This window comes from Ruegeria sp. AM2, assembly GCF_056540685.1.
Map to the genome: position 1 here is coordinate 582,303 of NZ_JBQFXE010000001.1, position 16,444 is coordinate 598,746.

General features: G+C 51.8%; 16 protein-coding genes. 7 read left to right on the forward strand and 9 right to left on the reverse strand.

Annotated features, from left to right (window positions below; genetic code table 11):
- Positions 1-19: 19 nt before the first annotated feature.
- Both ACR0CR_RS02930 and ACR0CR_RS02935 read right to left on the reverse strand, forming a co-directional pair.
- Positions 20-439, reverse strand: coding sequence for a hypothetical protein (locus ACR0CR_RS02930; protein ID WP_480596575.1), 420 nt, complete (start codon positions 437-439; stop codon positions 20-22).
- A gap of 129 nt (positions 440-568) precedes the next feature.
- The gene (locus ACR0CR_RS02935; RefSeq protein WP_480596577.1) at positions 569-1,492 is read right to left on the reverse strand and encodes a hypothetical protein; all 924 of its coding nucleotides are present in this window, start codon (positions 1,490-1,492) and stop codon (positions 569-571) included.
- Between the two features lie 306 nt (positions 1,493-1,798).
- Between ACR0CR_RS02935 and ACR0CR_RS02940 the strand changes: the two genes are divergently transcribed.
- The 4 genes from ACR0CR_RS02940 (at position 1,799) to ACR0CR_RS02955 (ending at position 4,082) form a co-directional block, all read left to right on the forward strand.
- Positions 1,799-2,476: a hypothetical protein gene (locus ACR0CR_RS02940; RefSeq protein WP_480596579.1), complete on the forward strand. Its 678-nt coding sequence runs from the start codon at positions 1,799-1,801 to the stop codon at positions 2,474-2,476.
- 62 nt (positions 2,477-2,538) lie between these two features.
- Positions 2,539-2,790 carry a hypothetical protein gene (locus ACR0CR_RS02945; protein WP_480596581.1) on the forward strand — a complete coding sequence of 84 codons (252 nt, stop codon included), beginning with the start codon at positions 2,539-2,541 and terminating at the stop codon, positions 2,788-2,790.
- Between the two features lie 107 nt (positions 2,791-2,897).
- On the forward strand, positions 2,898-3,194 hold the full coding sequence (locus ACR0CR_RS02950; RefSeq protein WP_480596583.1) for a hypothetical protein: 297 nt from the start codon (positions 2,898-2,900) through the stop codon (positions 3,192-3,194).
- Positions 3,195-3,509: 315 nt separating this feature from the next.
- Positions 3,510-4,082, forward strand: coding sequence for a tyrosine-type recombinase/integrase (locus ACR0CR_RS02955; RefSeq protein WP_480596584.1), 573 nt, complete (start codon positions 3,510-3,512; stop codon positions 4,080-4,082).
- Positions 4,083-4,168: 86 nt separating this feature from the next.
- Here the strand turns inward: ACR0CR_RS02955 and ACR0CR_RS02960 are convergent, their stop codons facing one another.
- The 4 genes from ACR0CR_RS02960 to ACR0CR_RS02975 form a co-directional block, all read right to left on the reverse strand.
- Positions 4,169-6,064, reverse strand: coding sequence for a caspase family protein (locus ACR0CR_RS02960; RefSeq protein WP_480596586.1), 1,896 nt, complete (start codon positions 6,062-6,064; stop codon positions 4,169-4,171).
- The gene (locus ACR0CR_RS02965; RefSeq protein WP_480596588.1) at positions 6,061-6,684 is read right to left on the reverse strand and encodes a hypothetical protein; all 624 of its coding nucleotides are present in this window, start codon (positions 6,682-6,684) and stop codon (positions 6,061-6,063) included. Before ACR0CR_RS02965 ends, ACR0CR_RS02960 begins: the two co-directional genes overlap by 4 nt.
- 135 nt (positions 6,685-6,819) lie before the next feature.
- Positions 6,820-8,247 carry a glycoside hydrolase family 113 gene (locus ACR0CR_RS02970; protein WP_480596590.1) on the reverse strand — a complete coding sequence of 476 codons (1,428 nt, stop codon included), beginning with the start codon at positions 8,245-8,247 and terminating at the stop codon, positions 6,820-6,822.
- An 83-nt stretch (positions 8,248-8,330) separates the two neighbouring features.
- Positions 8,331-9,155, reverse strand: a complete 825-nt coding sequence (locus ACR0CR_RS02975; RefSeq protein ID WP_480596592.1) for a heparin lyase I family protein — start codon at positions 9,153-9,155, stop codon at positions 8,331-8,333.
- A gap of 142 nt (positions 9,156-9,297) precedes the next feature.
- On the opposite strand from ACR0CR_RS02975, the gene ACR0CR_RS02980 reads away from it, so the two are divergent.
- Positions 9,298-9,594: a hypothetical protein gene (locus ACR0CR_RS02980; protein ID WP_480596594.1), complete on the forward strand. Its 297-nt coding sequence runs from the start codon at positions 9,298-9,300 to the stop codon at positions 9,592-9,594.
- A 4-nt stretch (positions 9,595-9,598) separates the two neighbouring features.
- The gene (locus tag ACR0CR_RS02985; protein WP_480596596.1) at positions 9,599-10,177 is read left to right on the forward strand and encodes a hypothetical protein; all 579 of its coding nucleotides are present in this window, start codon (positions 9,599-9,601) and stop codon (positions 10,175-10,177) included.
- A gap of 217 nt (positions 10,178-10,394) precedes the next feature.
- Here the strand turns inward: ACR0CR_RS02985 and ACR0CR_RS02990 are convergent, their stop codons facing one another.
- Entirely contained in the window at positions 10,395-11,765 is a 1,371-nt protein-coding gene (locus ACR0CR_RS02990) for a DNA-packaging protein (protein ID WP_480597514.1), read from the reverse strand.
- Positions 11,766-12,516: 751 nt separating this feature from the next.
- On the opposite strand from ACR0CR_RS02990, the gene ACR0CR_RS02995 reads away from it, so the two are divergent.
- On the forward strand, positions 12,517-13,776 hold the full coding sequence (locus tag ACR0CR_RS02995) for a DEAD/DEAH box helicase (protein WP_480596598.1): 1,260 nt from the start codon (positions 12,517-12,519) through the stop codon (positions 13,774-13,776).
- An 82-nt stretch (positions 13,777-13,858) separates the two neighbouring features.
- On the opposite strand, the gene mltG is transcribed toward ACR0CR_RS02995, so the two are convergent.
- Both mltG and fabF read right to left on the reverse strand, forming a co-directional pair.
- On the reverse strand, positions 13,859-15,016 hold the full coding sequence (gene mltG / locus ACR0CR_RS03000) for an endolytic transglycosylase MltG (RefSeq protein WP_480596600.1): 1,158 nt from the start codon (positions 15,014-15,016) through the stop codon (positions 13,859-13,861).
- Entirely contained in the window at positions 15,017-16,282 is a 1,266-nt protein-coding gene (gene fabF / locus ACR0CR_RS03005) for a beta-ketoacyl-ACP synthase II (protein WP_480596602.1), read from the reverse strand.
- Between the last annotated feature and the right edge of the window lie 162 nt (positions 16,283-16,444).

The following is a 16,444-nucleotide window of genomic DNA, read 5'->3' on the forward strand; positions in this document are numbered from 1 at the left end:
CTTTAAGCTTATTGAGCCGCTACTTTTCTTTTCGCTCTGCTAAAGCTTTCAAAGCCACGTCCAACTCGCCAGCTTCCGTTGCTGCCTTCAACGTGTTCAACGCGCCAGCAACATCTTTCAACGCTTTAACAAAGACCGCGTTTCCATTGCCAATCATCAGCGCCTTGTTGCCGTACTTGCACTGCACGTACCAGCCGCCATCCTGCTCAAAAAACCACGGGCGCACTTTGCGCAACTTATCCACCAGCACTTTTTCACCCTGCTCGTTCTTGACCCATAACTTGCGCGTCACCTCGTAAATTTCACCCTTTGCAGCGGCATCAGCCGCTTTCACCTGTTCTTCGATTGCAGCGACAAGTTTGCGGCGGCGCAGTTGAACAGGGTCCTGCTTGCTGGCGCGGGTGACGGATTTTACAGTTAGTTTAGATAGTACAGACATATCATAGCTCCTATAGTCACCCCATATGTCTGCTGCCTTCTAAGAAGAAAGCGATCTAAATCTGATAGTTAGGCTAAAATTGCAAAAGGTCAGCACGGAGCTGACCTTGAGCAAAAGTATCAATGTAGCTTACATGCGGTGAGCTTCGACGGCATAACCAGTGATATTTGTGAATGACTGCATTTTCGCTGCTTCTTCAGCCATTACTTCTTCCCTGCTCCGTAGTGGCGTGCTCATCTTGCGCCCCAACAGCAAAAGCACGCGCTCAATTGCAATGTCATCACGCAACTCAATGACTTTCTGCGGCGTAGCACCGTCAGGTCTAAAGTTAAGAGTAATTGTCAGCCCCTCAAGCAATTCATTTTCAGCTTTTGCTTCGCCATTGGCTGCATTTACAATTTCGCTGTGCTCTTCAGTACCCAACCAACCATCAAGTACTGTAAGCCCGCAATTGATGTGTCCTTGCTCACGATCGCTGGGCTTAACACCGTTCTTGTTTGTGTTTGCTACCTCGTAAACACCGCCCTCGCTTGCCAGCCAGGCAGCAAATGAAACATTGCGCGACATGACGTCTTCGTTCTTTTGAGCAATTTTCAGCACGCGCGCCCAAGCTTTTTCGCGGGATGGCGTAATGTTGCCGCAAACGAAACGCAAAGCTTTGGTTTCAAGGGACGTGGCCTTCGTAAAATTGACTTCCTTGTTCTCTTTGCGTTCGTCCATGATAAGTTCGAATGTCTCGCGCAGACGCTGCTTTTCTGCTTTTGTCGATTTTTCGCCAACTAGTTTGATCCGTTGAACGACCAAAAACACGCCGCCCAAGAACTCGTACAGAACTGTGTTTGCTTTCTTTTCAAGAGCCTCGAATTCTGCATAGACGGATTTCAAGTCTTGGAGGTAGCTGACAGCAGCTTTCGCTTCACTCAAAACATCTTCGCGCTTGGTCAGCGGGTAGTTGTGGTGGGCGCACACCTGTTCGTTGGTTTCGCCAATTGCTGCTGCTGGCAGCATGTTAGTTACGGCTTCAGTGATGTTGTTTTCAAAGTTATTCAGCATTGTAGATTCCTTTTCTAATGCTTGTTTCTGTTGATCGTTGACGCTGTTTCGTCATCAACAAATACAGATTAGAATGAAAAACTACCTTGTGCTGTTTAGTGAAATAGGCTCTACTTGAATGTATATAAAATAGTGTAAGTGACTGTTTTAAATATGGATGATAGGCGACACAGAGCTGGACCAAAGCTCTTCATACATGCCCCACCGTACAAAGGCATACGCTCACGCGAAACAGGCGAATATGTTTCAAAACGTCTTGCTCGAATCCAACCACCATTTATTGACGCGAAGCCGTGGCAATGCTCCGTGTTCTATTTTTGGTGGGAGTTCTTGCGGCGGCACGAAGGCTACAAAGATTGTTGTGAACGAGGTGGCGCAGGGCGCTACAAAAAGCTGTATGCGGATTTTGGCGATGTGCACGCCCATGAGACCAAGGATTTTTGGAAGTGGTGGAGCGAAAAAATCGAAGAAGACCTAACACGCGGACAGCACTTGTTTGCGGAACCTGTGGCGCGGCGCATAGGCGTTGGAAACGGGTCGTTGAACGACCAAACTAACGGCACAATCACACTAACAATACCGCTTGAGGTTAGGACGAAACAACTCGTTCAGAATTTCCGCAAGGTGCTGAACGATCAAAAAGAGGAAGTTGCGGCTGCAAGGCGAATTAGTAGAGCGCTATATCCCGTCGCAGCCAAAGTCAGGCTCAATTCGTTGTACCAAACTCTTTGCGTGTGGGACGTGTGGCAGGAGCACAAGAAACGCAAGAAGAAGTATGAGCTTGCGGAGTTAGCAGGACTACACGTGAACAAGGTGGTGAACGGGTGGACCGTTGAAATGGCAAAGCGCCAAGACCTACCTTTCAGCGACATACAAAGAGAAGTCAGGCGCAGACAAACCGCAAGCTTCAATCGCCACCTGGCTGCGGCCAACGATTACATTAAAAACGTAGGTAAAGGGCAGTTTCCTAAGCGAAGCAAATGAGTTAACTGGCTTTCATTCGTTCTTATTCGCAAATATTGACCCCCAAAAAGGATGAATTTCACATGTTCTTTTCTAAAGCCGCAAAGATAGTTGCGTACTTGATGTTCGCACTGGGTGTTTTGCGCGTTGCCATGGGTTTTCTGCTGGCATTTGGAACTGAGACAATGGCGGATAATCAAGCCGCAGCAAGTCGTTACCTCTCTGCCAGCAGCACAGGCGAAGCTATAAACGAGGGAACGATTGCAATTGTTGCGGCAATTGTCTTGGGAGTACTGGCTGAGATCAGCAGCAACATACAAAGAAAAGCTGACTGAACGGCGCTACTGGCTTGGCAGCCATCAGCCAAATATCATTCTCTTTGTGCGCATCGCATTTCAATACTCCTTAGCTCGTTAAAGCTAAATACGAGCAGGAGAACGAGATGAAATTAGACCACCTAAAAAGTTCGCTTCGTCGCCTGCAAGCTGCGCAGTGCGGTAACGATGTTGCGGAACGCTTGGCGATTGCTGGTGCACTCTTGGACTTAACCAGCCAATACATCCAGCAACTGAGCACAGACTTGAATGAAAGCGGTACAACGACCCAAAGGCGCAAAGCGAAAGAGCGTGAAACAGCAACAGACCCCAAGCCGCCCGTTAAACCCGTGCGAGTTGCAGAGCCGACAAAACCCAAAAAGCCAAAATACTCTGGAAATCACGCGCCGTCTGCGCGCAGATGATAAATACCTTTAACAGGCTAAGGCACATGCCGCCTGTGAGCCGCCAGAAACTTGGAAGCATAGCTGACAGCGACCTTCGTGTACTCAATGGGATCAAGGACGAACTGGAAGCCTATTTGCTCGAACGTTACAAAATCGCGGCAATTGCGGGCCACGAGGCATCCGCAGCAAAATGTTAGGTTTTGTATAATCCTTAACATTTCCACTGAAGCGCCTTTGATCGCAAAGGCTTAGCGTCAGCACCTTTTTCGATCGCTTGGCAAAATGTGTGGCTTTACAATGAATTACAACGAAACCACACATTTAGGCTGAGACATGAAACAAGCAAAGCTACTGACGCAAGCGGAACAGAAACGTGTTTATGCCGTCATTGATGCCCACCGCTACAGCGCCCGCAATCGCGCCATTTTCGCATTCAGCTTCTTTGCAGGGTTGCGTGCGTGTGAGATTGCAGGATTGAAGGTTGGCGACGTCTTTGACTGCAACGGCAACCCGCGTGACACAGTTTTTCTTGGGGCGGAACAAACCAAGGGCGATGAAGCAGGCGCAGTTCTTGTCAGCAATAGATTGAGTAAAGCTCTTGCTGTGTACGCAAACAGCTACCCCCGTCACGTTAGCAAACCTGACGCCCAGCTGTTTTTCAGCGCAAAGCGCGGTGGGTTTAGCCCTCAGACGATTGTGAACCTGTTTTCCAAATTTTACGTGGCGGCAGGCATAAAGGGCGCTAGCTCACACAGCGGGCGCAGGCAGTTTTTGACGGAGCTTGCTGACAAGGGTGTGAACGTGCGGGTGATACAGGCTCTGGCGCGCCACAAGGACATCAGCACAACCCAACGATACATTGACTACAATGAAAGCAAGCTGCGGAACGCGATTGAGTTAGTTTGAGGGTCAGACGCAAGTGCTTGCTATCGTGCAGCACCTGCGGCTTGACGAAGTCTAATTCAAGAAAGATGCACCAATGCAGGGATACGTCAGATGTCTTTGGAAGTTGACGTTACCAAAAACCATGGCAAGCGATCTGGGTAAATTAGAGACGCAATCAACGCATTTTTTTGCTCAAAATTGCTCAGCCCAGAAACGGCAGATTCAATAGATGGAAGCATGTGAATTTTGAAAAAGGTTTCAAAGTCAGCAGCCGTAAACAAGTCATATCCAATTTGAAACTGAATATTCACCCCATCATAAATTACTTCCGCTGAAAAAGTCTGATAGGCATCAGGAACAAATGTACTGACCACCGTATGATCCAATTCTTCGAAATCATACTTGATTACCTCAAGTTGCTTTCGTCCCAAGAAATGATACAGGAGCACGAATAATAACTCTGATGGCTTAGCAATAAAGTTCGCCTCATCCAAACTGTCGTCTCCGCAACGCCATTTGAGGAATGACAATACGTTATCATCTGAAACATCAGACTTGGCGACTCTACGATTCTCCTTGAAATAGTTTGAGTACAACGTGGAAAGATACTCTTCCCCCCAGCCGCTCACTCCAAACTTATTCGCCAATTCCGAAACAACGAGCAAATACGGCGCTTGCTCTTCAGACATGAGGCAGAACGAGTTAGCATATTGCTCCTTGAGAGCCACGAGGATGTTAGAAACAGTTTCCTTACGCTTAGCAAATTCCTGTATGTCGTTTTCTATCAAATATAATGAGGTCAGTGCCCACGCGGCTACCTTAGAAATTCGGATTGGTAGCGCGAAAAACTCCGCATATGCTCCACCTTTTGCAAGAAGACCAAACTTTTCATTCAGCGCTTCTGCGACTTCTCCAAGGGCGTTCCAAAGACTTTGGTCTACTTGAACCCTAAGATAGTTAGCCACTTCATTGCGTACCGTTTGGTCTTCAATTGACTGAGCGGCGAATAGAAAGGCACACAACACCTCTACAGAAGCAAAACAATCCTCTGAGAGCGCTGCACGCGAAGAAAAGCTCTCAGATAAACCTATGACAACACCACCTTGACCCCTGGCATCTGAAAGACTGACAATTGCCTTCTCTACAAGGGTTTGAAGTTCCCTAGTGTCCAGATTGTCTTTTGCCTCCACGTAGACCTGCCATAGGCACTCCGCCATCTCCTGACCAAGCGCGGGCAAACCAGACGAGCCAAGTTCTGGCAGGCGCGCAAATTCACCACTTGAGCTTGTGATCGCCTTTGGGTTTTTCACAAACTGGGAAGCGCCAGAGACATTAAACGACCACACACTAGGCGATTGATCACCAAATTCAGACGCAATTGCTGCACCTATGTCATCCAAACTCAGGTGATCCTTGGCAACCCTGCAATCTTTCTGGCCCTCTATGCAGTCCAGTATGTAGCCAGTACCAACGCCACCTTCATCCGTTTCTCCAGCGCCACGGTCTGAGGCACTAGTGGCGAAGATCGAAATACTTGCTCCTTGAGCACGGCCAATCTGTGATGGCTTCAATAGGCTCCCTAAGTCAGCGACCATTCCAGCGGCCTGACAGGCGTCAATGATGATGTTGCTGTGCCTAGGCTGCGCATCGTTAAGGATCTGAAATATTTCTGTTATTGGAAGGGCCGTTGCAATGAAGCGATCACAGTTTGTATCTGAACAACACAGTGCAAAGGCTTCATTGCTCACTCCACCATGGCCAGCAAAAAAGAATGTTAGTGTATCTACCGCACTATCATAGGCTAAGTCCGCAACAGCAGCAGCTACTTCATGCTTTTTTGGATCTAGCAGTAATCTGGACGCAACTGGGTCATAACCTCCTTTTGCAGGATCAGTTAACGCAGCAAACATATTCCTCGCATCTACGCCCGCACCGTTAAGTTGAGAGAGGCGTTGGTCATCATGGTTGGTCACACCAATGCACAAGCAAACCCTATTAGTCATGCGTCGCGCCTTTCAAAGCGGCTCTTTCGTTCAGCCTCTTTCTGGATCGCTTCCTCTAATTTCTTCGCCTTTATGCTTTCAATACGCTCGTGCATTTCAGGCGGTGCTTGCTCAATTTCCTTTGCTAGTTTAGCGGACTGACCTGGGCTCACAAACATAGTGGGCAGGTTCAAATTGCCGTCGCTATCCACTGACATTTCAATGCCTTCTAGCATTGCCGCCATTGCTTCCAGTTGGCTACCATGTTTGGCCGCATCTACAACGTTGCCTGTCTTCTCCGTAACCTCATGCAGCTTGGCAAACATCATTTTTTCCAACGAAGTGACCATACCGCTCGCAATTTCATTGGCATGTTTGAACGTGATCGAAGGGTCACCATCCACAACATCTGCAAGGGCAAGAGTGTTTTCAACACTGTGGAGCTCTACCTCACCAGTTTTGTCGCCCAGCTCATTCGCAGGTGAGGCCCAGCCCCTACCGTGCTGGAACTTCATTATGTTGTTTGTATCAAAGTAGGCAGCTTGCGCCTGTTTCACCATTCCAGCAACTTCATCCGTAAAGGATTTTGCGACTGCTTTCTGAAGCCTTTTTGCCGTAAATGGCACACGAGATTCTGACACGCCAACTCCTTCAGCAATGTATATATTGACGAGAATATATGAACAGAAACGATATTTTTAAGCATGCCTTCTCATCAAAAAGGAACAAACTGTCAACGTGTTAGGCGGCAAATGCAACCTAAGTATCAGCCTTGTTCACTGGGACGAATGATAACTTTTAATAAGTTCCTTGATGCCATCTTCGCTTTCCCACAACCAACTTGAGCAAGGGCCAAACTGCTGTTGGTCAGTGCTGCTGTCATGTGCATGAGCCACGGACCAATACAAATAATCTACGCCATGCACCCAAGCTTCGTTTTCAAAGGCGAGCATCACGCCGTTAGCAAGCAAGCGTCCATGCTCGTCTGAAGGCGTCTTTGGTTGCAGCGGGCCTTTTGTAAATTCCCAACCGCTGCGCCCTTCGTTCTGATAGTCGCACGTTCCTCTAAAACTCCAGTTTGCGGAGCCGCGCCAAGTTGGAAAAGTGGTTTCAGACAGAATGATGGGTACATCAAGTTGCTCGCGCAGCTTCCGCACCTCGCTCATCATGTTGCGACCCGCGCGCGATTTTGCATTGCGAAGCGCCAGTGCAACTTCATTGGCAGTGTATTCTTCGCGCCCACCAAGAATGCGCGTTGGAAAGTAGTTGATCCCAACGATATCGACAAAACGCATCACATTGCTTGTAGACAAGTTTCTCAGGTTCGAGTCGTTGTTATAGTTGTGCGCGTAGATCAGCTTGCCATCATACAGTCGCCTAATATTCTGGACGATTTCAGGCCAACGGCCGCTGTTCTCTAGGCGCCCGTTGAGGTTGTTTAGCTCTGTACCAATTGTCAGATACTCAACCTGATTTTCCTGAGCGTATCGCGCAACTTCTTCAATAATTTCTGCGTATCCTGACCACGTGCTACCGTCGCCCTCAAAGAAGGTGCTTTCTTGCATGTTACCGTTTCCAAACCTGTTGCCCAATTCCAAGAACATAGGTTTGAGATTTACGGCCAACCCAACAGCACGCGCTTCATCAATTGCCAAGCTAGTCGCATCGCGCCTGGTTGAGACAAAACCCTCGTCTTCCAAGATTTGCTTGTTCGCTATTGAGCATCCAATTTTACGGCCAACTGGGTAATCGTCTGGTGCTGAACGATCAATTTTTCCAACACAACGAAAATCCAAGGTAACAACATTCAACCCATAATCAGGAATTTCTTTGATTGTCCTAATCACATCATAGGCAGGCTGATCAGCGCCGTCATAACCCGCGAACGCTATGCTGGTGGCGCGGTATGGCCAATTTACAGTTGGTCCAGTACTGATTCCTCTCGCCGCTAGTTCCAACTCTAGCAGCTCAAGCTCCACCTCGTTTAGCTGGCCGTCAAATTCCAGATTGAGGTCGCCTAAGAACGCTTCTAACGCACCTCGTGTGCCCTTCCCCCAAAGCCCATCAATTGACCCTGCGTCGTATCCCAGCTTGTTCAAGTATCTTTGCGCCTGCGCAACATCATCCTCAGTTGATGCTATGCTTGGCGTGGCGAACAAAGACAGCACTACCAACAAAGCGAACCTTGATACTTTTTCAAACATAATATTTTCCTGAAAGTTCTTACTGGTGTTTATTGCAATCAAAGAAGCCTAGAAAACGTGGAGCAGCAACCACATTTGAGCGCTCATTTTCTAAGCTTCTTTTGGTTCCCTGCACGCTTCACATTCGCAAAGTAAACCGTGCCTGGGCGGACGTGCTTAACCCCTGCCGTGCAGCACAAATAGACGCCTATATCAAAGTGGTTCATTTTTGCCTTTTTGTGCGGAGCATTTGGAGCAACGTTAAGAGTTGGTCCACTGTAATTCGCGACTTGCTGACCATCTAAGTAGACGATGATTTGTCCGTCTGCCTTATGGGACCATTTGGCGTACACTTGAAAGTTCCGCCATTGGTTTTTGAAGTCACGCATGTTCATCAAGGGAATGCGTGCAATGTCTCTGCAGTCGTGATTTGCTGCGTCGCGCGGCGCTTGGAGACGCAAATAAATAGTGTCGCCTTGGCCCTTGCGTGTAGAGTGATTGATTGAAGCGTGAGGACACACACCGCCCTTCCATTGAGTAAAAATGTAACTTCCCTTGGTCTGCGACCCTTGTGTAGGAAAGCTCGCTGGAACAAGCATATCCCACCCATACCAAGCCTCTGCTGGTTGAGCGAAAATCCAAGTGCCGTCGCTCTTTGCTTCCCTAAGCATTGAACGGACAGAACCATAGGAACAGTCACCCTTACCTGTTCCATCGCCGTAGGCTGATGTTACGCAATCACCGCCATAGATCGAAAATGAATGGACACGCTTTGCTTTGATACCGTCAACTTTACGCAGCCGCTTGTAGGAATTTGGTAAATTAGAAGCATCCTGATCAAATCTTATGCTTCCCGCTCTAGATGGATCACTGAACGTCACCAAGGCAATTGCTGCCATCAAAACTATTTGCAAAATAGAAATTTTCACTGCCTCAATCCTCTAACTTTTCTCATTCACGCGAAGCACAAGTAGCTCACGTTTCATCTATAAGTGCCAAATTGGGACTTGTTCCGCGTGCCAGTCAAGCCCTATGTTGGAAGACAACTAGTTTGCAGCTTTGGGCTTAAACATGGCAGGGATTGAAAAATTAGCACGTCTGAAGCAACTGCTACTTGGCATGGAGCGGGACTTAGGAATTGATGATTTAAGTGCCGTTCAGAGAAATATTGTGTACGCTGCAACGCTCCTGAGCGAAACTTCAAAAACGGTTGAGACGGAAGAACTGCGGCAACATGAATTGCTGAATGGTGTGTCGCGTAGTGCCTTTTTTCGAGCATTGCGAGAACTAGTAGAAGCAGGGTACTTACAACACGCGCACGGGCGACAACGATCGTCGTATGTCGTGTCGAAAGAGCTAGGTAGCTGAGCCGTTGAAAGCATTTAGCAACCAAAACCTGCTGACACCGTTTCTTATTATTTCGCATGCGCACCTACTCGCATTTGGAATCTCAATTTACATTTTACTCCCCCTACAAGCCCAATACACGCCAGAGCTAGCACCCTATGCCAGTTTACTTTTCCTTCCACATGGCGTCCGCATATTGTCAGCATGGATGATGGGCTGGAAAGCTATTCCGTTGCTCGCACCAACTGCCTTACTAACGCACTGGATAAACTTTGGGGCTGCGGGTTTCACACTGGCGGGGCTTGCTGGTGTTTTCTCTGGAATAGTGTGTGCTGCGGTGACCTTTTGGGCGCTAGCAAAGATTGGGATGGACTTTCGAATAACGGCAAATCGTGCAGCAAATTGGCGAGATGTCATGGTAGCAGGTGCTATTGCCTCAGCAATCAATACCTTTGGAATGGGCTGGGCGTTTAGTCACAACACAGATACGCTGATTGGCTATTTCATTGGCGACGTAAGTGGATTGTTCGCATGTATGCTAATCCTCATGCTGGCTTTTAAAGTCATGCGCGAGACAGCTGAAAAGGCAAATAAGATCAACTAATTACGGGAAAATTTAACTGTACACAAAACGGCACACATTAAATTCTTTCCCACACATAGTATTGAATTTAAATTATTATTTTTTGTGTCGATCTCTTGCAAATCCGTGTACACCGGTTCGATTCCGGTACTCGCCTCCAATTCCAAAGTTCGATGGAAATTCCGACTTCAATTATTTGTCCAGAGTGTCTTGGCTCGACACAGCAACCTGGCGACGGTCACAGTACTCTCACCCTGGGTCTGCGATAGGCGGCGGCGGGACCGAGGATCAGGTCGTGCAAAGCCCAAACCAACGCATCAACGCGATCAGGAGAGCCATGCCCCTGAAACCCGAGTGACGTCATCTGGCACATCTCTTCTTCCAGATCATTCAACCCAGGCATATGCGTTACCCGTCCCTGTTCGTACAAAGCAGCGACGGGTTCGGCGCGGGCAACTTTCCCGCGCGACGCCCGGACCGCTCGGAAGGGCACTAAGGGATCCACTTGGCGAACAACCTCTTCGACCAATTGCCCGCCCTGATTGACCTCTGCCACCAAACGCTCGGCGGAAAACTCGTCCATGGCGTCGATCGCTGCGCGCGCCCAACCTGAAGGGCCTTCACCTTGCACCGTGCGGTCCGCAAGAACAAAGCCCCGCCAATCCTCTGGTGGGCCTTGAACTTGCGCGCCGACAACGACGATACCGCAAGCGTCCGCATTTTTTCCGGAAGTCACCGCGGGATCAACGGCAACAACGACGCGATCAAGCACAGGTAAGCGCTTTGACCGTAGGTCTTCCAGCATCGACGCGGTCCACAGCGCGCCCTCTGCGTCTGACAACAACACTCCGTCCAACTCCTGCCGACCCAGCCGGGTTCCCTCGTAGCGGGCGCGCACCTCCTGCAGAAAGGACTCCGCCAGATTGGCCCGGTTTGCCTCGGTCGACGCATGCGTAGTCACTGTGGAGGGAGACGCCAGAAGTTCCTTCAAAACCTTCACATTCCTCGGAGTTGTTGTCGCGCAAACCCGAGGTTGGTCGCCAAGGCGCAATGCAAACTGCAACATATCCCAGGTTTCAGTCGCCTTCTTCCATTTCGCCAGTTCATCAACCCAGGCCGCATCGAACTGTGGCCCCCGCAACCCTTCTGGATCATGGGCAGAAAACGCCTGAGCTTCGGCGCCATTGGGCCAGATCAGCTTCCGTTCCGACGCCTTCCAGACCGGGCGACGATCTGGTGGGGAACACTGCATTATGCCGCTGTCGCCAAAGATCATGACGTCGCGGACCTGATCAAAGGTTTCGCCGATCAGCGCAACGCGGCTTGCCTCGCCCTTGCACAATGGTTTGGACCCTTCGACCATCGATCGCACCCATTCCGCGCCGGCCCGCGTCTTGCCCGCGCCGCGCCCGCCCATGATGACCCAGGACCGCCAGTCGCCTTCGGGCGGTAATTGATGGGGCAACGCCCAGAACTCAAAAAGGAAAGGGAGGGCGCACAGCCCCCCCTCCCCGATCTCACTCAGAAATCTGTCCCGCACCGCAGCATCGGCGGAGGCGAGCCAGCCTGCACCCGATTTCAAATCGAGCGCGCTCAAGGTCGAGCGCATATCCCCCTTGGGCAATTCCGGCTTGTCTGTGATGTTGTTCGACAAAGCTTGTCTCCACTTTCTGACAAATTCGGATCAGCCCCTCTAGCTGCCCGAGTTGCCTGGCTGAACCAGCAAGATCTGCATCCTCCCCGGCTCCGATCTGCAATTGCAGTTCTTCCGCTGCTTGGCGCAAACCGCGAATGGATCTCTCAAGCGACTGCAAAAGTTCTGCCGTCTGGGAAATCCGCTCTTCCGGGGTAATCAAAGTCATGTTTGCCTGTGACCTCATGCGTGAGTGTTCTCCGCACGAGAGAAGTAAAAAAACGGCCACCGGGTTACCCCGGAGCCGTTGCCCACTTCTTCTAGCATGACACAACCTATACGCGAAATCGTGCGTTCAGTCAACAAATCACGCAACGGCCATGCAACAGGCAGGGCGCGTTGCGTTAGCGGACACGAATGCGAATCTGGGGCGGCAACACGCGACGTCTTAAATATGTTGACTGAACAGCAGCGCTTGACAAATGCCCGGTTTCCCCTCATCAGCGCGCAAACCAAGCGCTGACGCGTGAGCATCTGCGGGCCCAACGGCCCCACAGCGCCACCACAAAATTCCAGTTCCCCTTCACGCAGGGTTCTTAACACGATGACCGGATGGCTCAGGACTCGCCTGTACGGTCCGAGGTCTCGTGTAACCCTGTCGGCCATATCGGATGGCCCATCATCACCTGCCCCGAGGAAGCACCCCGGGGCCGCAAAGGATAGTTTTTTGTTCGACTTCGATATGCTTGGCCTGGCGCCAGCCCTCAACGATGCGCTGAAGCGCGCCAATCTGACCCAGCCAACGCCCATTCAGAATAAGGCCATTCCCCTTGCCTTGCAGGGGGATGATATTCTTGGACTGGCCCAAACCGGCACAGGCAAGACACTTGCGTTTGGCCTACCGCTGATCGACCACCTGCTTGCACAGCCCGGCAAACCAGCGCCCAAAACGGTCAAAGCTCTGATCCTTGCTCCGACCCGGGAGCTGGTGAATCAGATTGCGGAAAACCTTCGCAACCTGACGAAGAAAACCAAAGTCCGCGTGGCGACCGTGGTAGGTGGGCAATCCATCAACAAACAGATCTCGTTTCTGGCCCGGGGTACGGACATTCTTGTGGCAACACCCGGTCGGCTCATCGATCTGATGGATCGCGGCGCAGTTGACCTTAGTTCTGTACGCCATCTGGTTCTGGACGAGGCCGACCAGATGCTGGACCTTGGGTTTATCCACGCCCTGCGCCGGATTGCGCCGGAATTGGGCACGCCGCGCCAAACGATGCTTTTCTCGGCAACTATGCCGAAGCAAATGGAGGAACTCAGCAGCGCGTATCTGAACAATCCCCATCGCGTTCAGGTCTCGCCTCCGGGTAAAGCGGCAGACAAGATTACCCAGTCGGTGCATTTTTTGGACCGACGCGAAAAACCGACCAAACTGCGTGAGGTTTTGTCAAAAGACCTGAACGCCCTTTCGCTCGTCTTTTCGCGCACCAAACATGGTGCCGAAAAGCTGATGAAGAGTCTGGTCGAAGATGGATACAACGCGGCCTCGATTCATGGGAACAAGAGCCAAGGTCAGCGCGACCGCGCAATCAAGGCGTTTCGGTCCGGCGAGGTGACTGTCCTGGTTGCAACCGACGTCGCAGCGCGGGGCATCGATATTCCAGACGTGGCCTGTGTCATCAACTACGATCTACCGGACGTGCCCGACAACTACGTGCACCGCATCGGCAGGACCGCGCGCGCCGGCCGCGAAGGAGAAGCGGTTGCGTTTTGCGCACCGGATGAGCTGGATCAGTTGCGCGATATCCAAAAAATCATGAAATTCGAAATACCGGTGGCCAGTGGGACCATGCCGGAAGTTGCCGAAGCAAAACCTGCGCGCCGCCGAGGAAACACACGCCGCAGACAAAACCAAAAACCTTCCAGCCCAGGCGCCAAGCCTAACAATTCAAAACAAAGACGGTCTCGGCGACGCCGGGCGGCTTAGGCCGTTCACCGCCCAGGTGTTCATGCACGTGCTGGGATCGACCGAAGGCCGCTTAGAAAGCTGAAGATTTGCAGGGCGGAACTCAGTTACCTGAATTCCGCTCAGCCTCGATCTCACGCCATTTTGCGACGTTGCGATTGTGTTCCTGCAGCGTTTCCGCAAACGCGTGACCACCGGTGCCGTCAGCAACAAAGAAGACGTAACTCGTTTCATCCGGCGCGACGGCTGCTTGAAGACTGGCCAATCCAGGATTGGCAATCGGCGTGGGCGGCAAGCCATCGATCAAATAGGTGTTCCAGGGTGTCGCCCGACGCAATTCGCTGCGTCGTAATCCGCGCCCCAACACGCCCTGCCCTTTGGTGACACCATAGATGACCGTCGGGTCGGTTTGCAGCTTCATACCTTGGTTTAAGCGGTTCACGAAAACGCTGGCAACTTGCCCGCGTTCTTCCGCCAAGCCAGTCTCTTTCTCGATAATAGACGCAAGGATCAGCATCTCCTCGGGGTTCTCCAACGGCAACCCGTCCTGCCTGCCTTCCCAAGCGGCTTCGATCCGCGCAACTTGCCTGTCCTGCATCGCCTGCAACAGTTGGGTGCGATCCTGCCCAGCAGCTATGTCGTAGCTGTCCGGTGCCAACATGCCTTCCGCCGGGATTTCCGTTACATCGCCCGAGAGCACATCAAACGCTTTGAGCGCTTCAACAACCTGCCAGGACGTAACGCCCTCGGCCAGCGACACGCGGTAGCGCGTGTCTGCGTCGCCACGCTTTTCGTCGTAAGCCGCTGGAACCTCATCCTCCAAGGCATCAAAGACGGCAACTTCATCGAAGTCCAATGTCGCCGGATTCAACTCGCGCACGCGCGTTTGGGCACGGGTCACCCCAATACGATATTCGATCTCAGAGCCACAGGTACTGGCGCCGCTGCTGGTGATCTCATCCACGATCTCTTCCATCGAGGCACCTTCGCGTAGCAGGAAGCTGCCAGCTTTCAATTGCTGCGCGCGATCTGTGTAATCTGCCCCCATGCGAAAAATCGTGGCGCTGCTGACGGCCCCCTGATCGGCGAGCTGCTGGCTGACCTTTGTCATGTTCGAGCCACGCTCAACCTGCAGGCAGATGGCGGTTTCCAATGGTCCTTCAGCCCTGAACTGCGACTGGCCCCACAAGATCAGACCGCCCATCAGAAACAGGCCGACCACCAGAATGGTCAGCATGTTGGACGCCAGAGCCCGCCACATTTAACTGACCTTTCCGAAAATCACGCTCGCATTTGTGCCGCCAAATCCGAACGAGTTTGACAGCGCCACATTGATTTCGCGCTCTCGTTTTTGGTTCGGAGCCAGATCAATCGGCGTTTCAACCGCCGGATTGTCGAGGTTGATCGTGGGCGGCGCAACCTGATCGCGGATCGCGAGGATCGAGAATATTGCCTCAATCGCCCCAGCCGCGCCCAAAAGGTGGCCGGTTGCCGATTTGGTCGAACTCATCGTGGCGCTACCAGCATGTTCGCCCAAAAGCCGTTCGACCGCGCCCAGTTCGATCGTATCGGCCATGGTCGACGTGCCGTGGGCGTTGATGTAGTCCAGATCCTTCGGCTCCAGACCCGCGCTGCGCAGCGCTGCTCTCATCGAGCGTTCAGCCCCGTCGCCGTCCTCGCTGGGTGCGGTGATATGATACGCGTCACCCGACATCCCATATCCCAGAACTTCGGCATAGATCTTGGCACCGCGAGCCTTTGCATGCTCGTAGTCCTCTAGAACTACGATTCCTGCACCTTCGCCCATGACGAACCCGTCGCGGTCCACGTCATAAGGGCGGCTGGCCGCTTTGGGATTATCCGCAAACTTGGTGGACAGTGCCTTGCAGGAGTTGAAACCCGCAATTCCGATTTCGCAGATGCAACCCTCGCCGCCGCCCGCGATCATGACATCAGCGTCGCCCGCTCGAATAATACGGCTGGCATCTCCGATGGCGTGGGCACCTGTTGAGCATGCGGTAACAACCGAGTGGTTCGGCCCTTTGAAACCAAAACGGATCGACACCTGACCAGAGGCCAAGTTGATCAACGCGCCTGGAATAAAGAAGGGTGAGACACGCCGCGGGCCTTTGTCGCGGATCAGATTTGCAGTCTCGGCAATCGATCCCAATCCGCCAATGCCAGATCCAATCAGGACGCCCGTGCGAAGACGGTCTTCCTCGCCCTCGGGAGTCCAATCTGCATCCTTGCAGGCCATTTCGGCGGCCGCGATGGAATAGAGGATAAAGTCTTCGATCTTGCGCTGCTCTTTCGGTGCCATCCAATCATCCGGATTGAATGTTCCGTTCGTTCCATCGCCGCGCGGAACTTCGCAAGCATAGGTTGTGGCAACGCCGCTTGCCTCGGCATCGAACATAGTGATGGGTCCAGCGCCGGATTCTCCGTCCAAAAGACGCGACCAGGTATGTTCGACCCCGCTGGCCAAAGGAGTGACCAATCCCAGACCGGTTACAACGACTCTGCGCATGAAATGCCTCTTGCCTGCTTCCTGTTATGAGAACCGCTCATACCCCGGCCCGGGGTGCGGGGGCAAGAGCAACAGCGAATTCCGCACAGGCATCATGTTGCCGAGACGTTGTGGAATGACGCGAAGACTGCTGCTTACAAGAATAGTCCTCCGCCCTCTTTC

Excerpts from the sequence above, each read along its gene's own strand:
- ACR0CR_RS02950 (WP_480596583.1), top strand. The coding sequence starts at position 2,898 with ATGAAATTAGACCACCTAAAAAGTTCGCTTCGTCGCCTGCAAGCTGCG.
- ACR0CR_RS02970 (WP_480596590.1), bottom strand. The coding sequence starts at position 8,247 with ATGTTTGAAAAAGTATCAAGGTTCGCTTTGTTGGTAGTGCTGTCTTTG.
- ACR0CR_RS02960 (WP_480596586.1), bottom strand. The coding sequence starts at position 6,064 with ATGACTAATAGGGTTTGCTTGTGCATTGGTGTGACCAACCATGATGAC.
- fabF (WP_480596602.1), bottom strand. The coding sequence starts at position 16,282 with ATGCGCAGAGTCGTTGTAACCGGTCTGGGATTGGTCACTCCTTTGGCC.
- mltG (WP_480596600.1), bottom strand. The coding sequence starts at position 15,016 with ATGTGGCGGGCTCTGGCGTCCAACATGCTGACCATTCTGGTGGTCGGC.
- ACR0CR_RS02980 (WP_480596594.1), top strand. The coding sequence starts at position 9,298 with ATGGCAGGGATTGAAAAATTAGCACGTCTGAAGCAACTGCTACTTGGC.
- ACR0CR_RS02930 (WP_480596575.1), bottom strand. The coding sequence starts at position 439 with ATGTCTGTACTATCTAAACTAACTGTAAAATCCGTCACCCGCGCCAGC.
- ACR0CR_RS02935 (WP_480596577.1), bottom strand. The coding sequence starts at position 1,492 with ATGCTGAATAACTTTGAAAACAACATCACTGAAGCCGTAACTAACATG.
- ACR0CR_RS02945 (WP_480596581.1), top strand. The coding sequence starts at position 2,539 with ATGTTCTTTTCTAAAGCCGCAAAGATAGTTGCGTACTTGATGTTCGCA.
- ACR0CR_RS02955 (WP_480596584.1), top strand. The coding sequence starts at position 3,510 with ATGAAACAAGCAAAGCTACTGACGCAAGCGGAACAGAAACGTGTTTAT.
- ACR0CR_RS02990 (WP_480597514.1), bottom strand. The coding sequence starts at position 11,765 with ATGCGCTCGACCTTGAGCGCGCTCGATTTGAAATCGGGTGCAGGCTGG.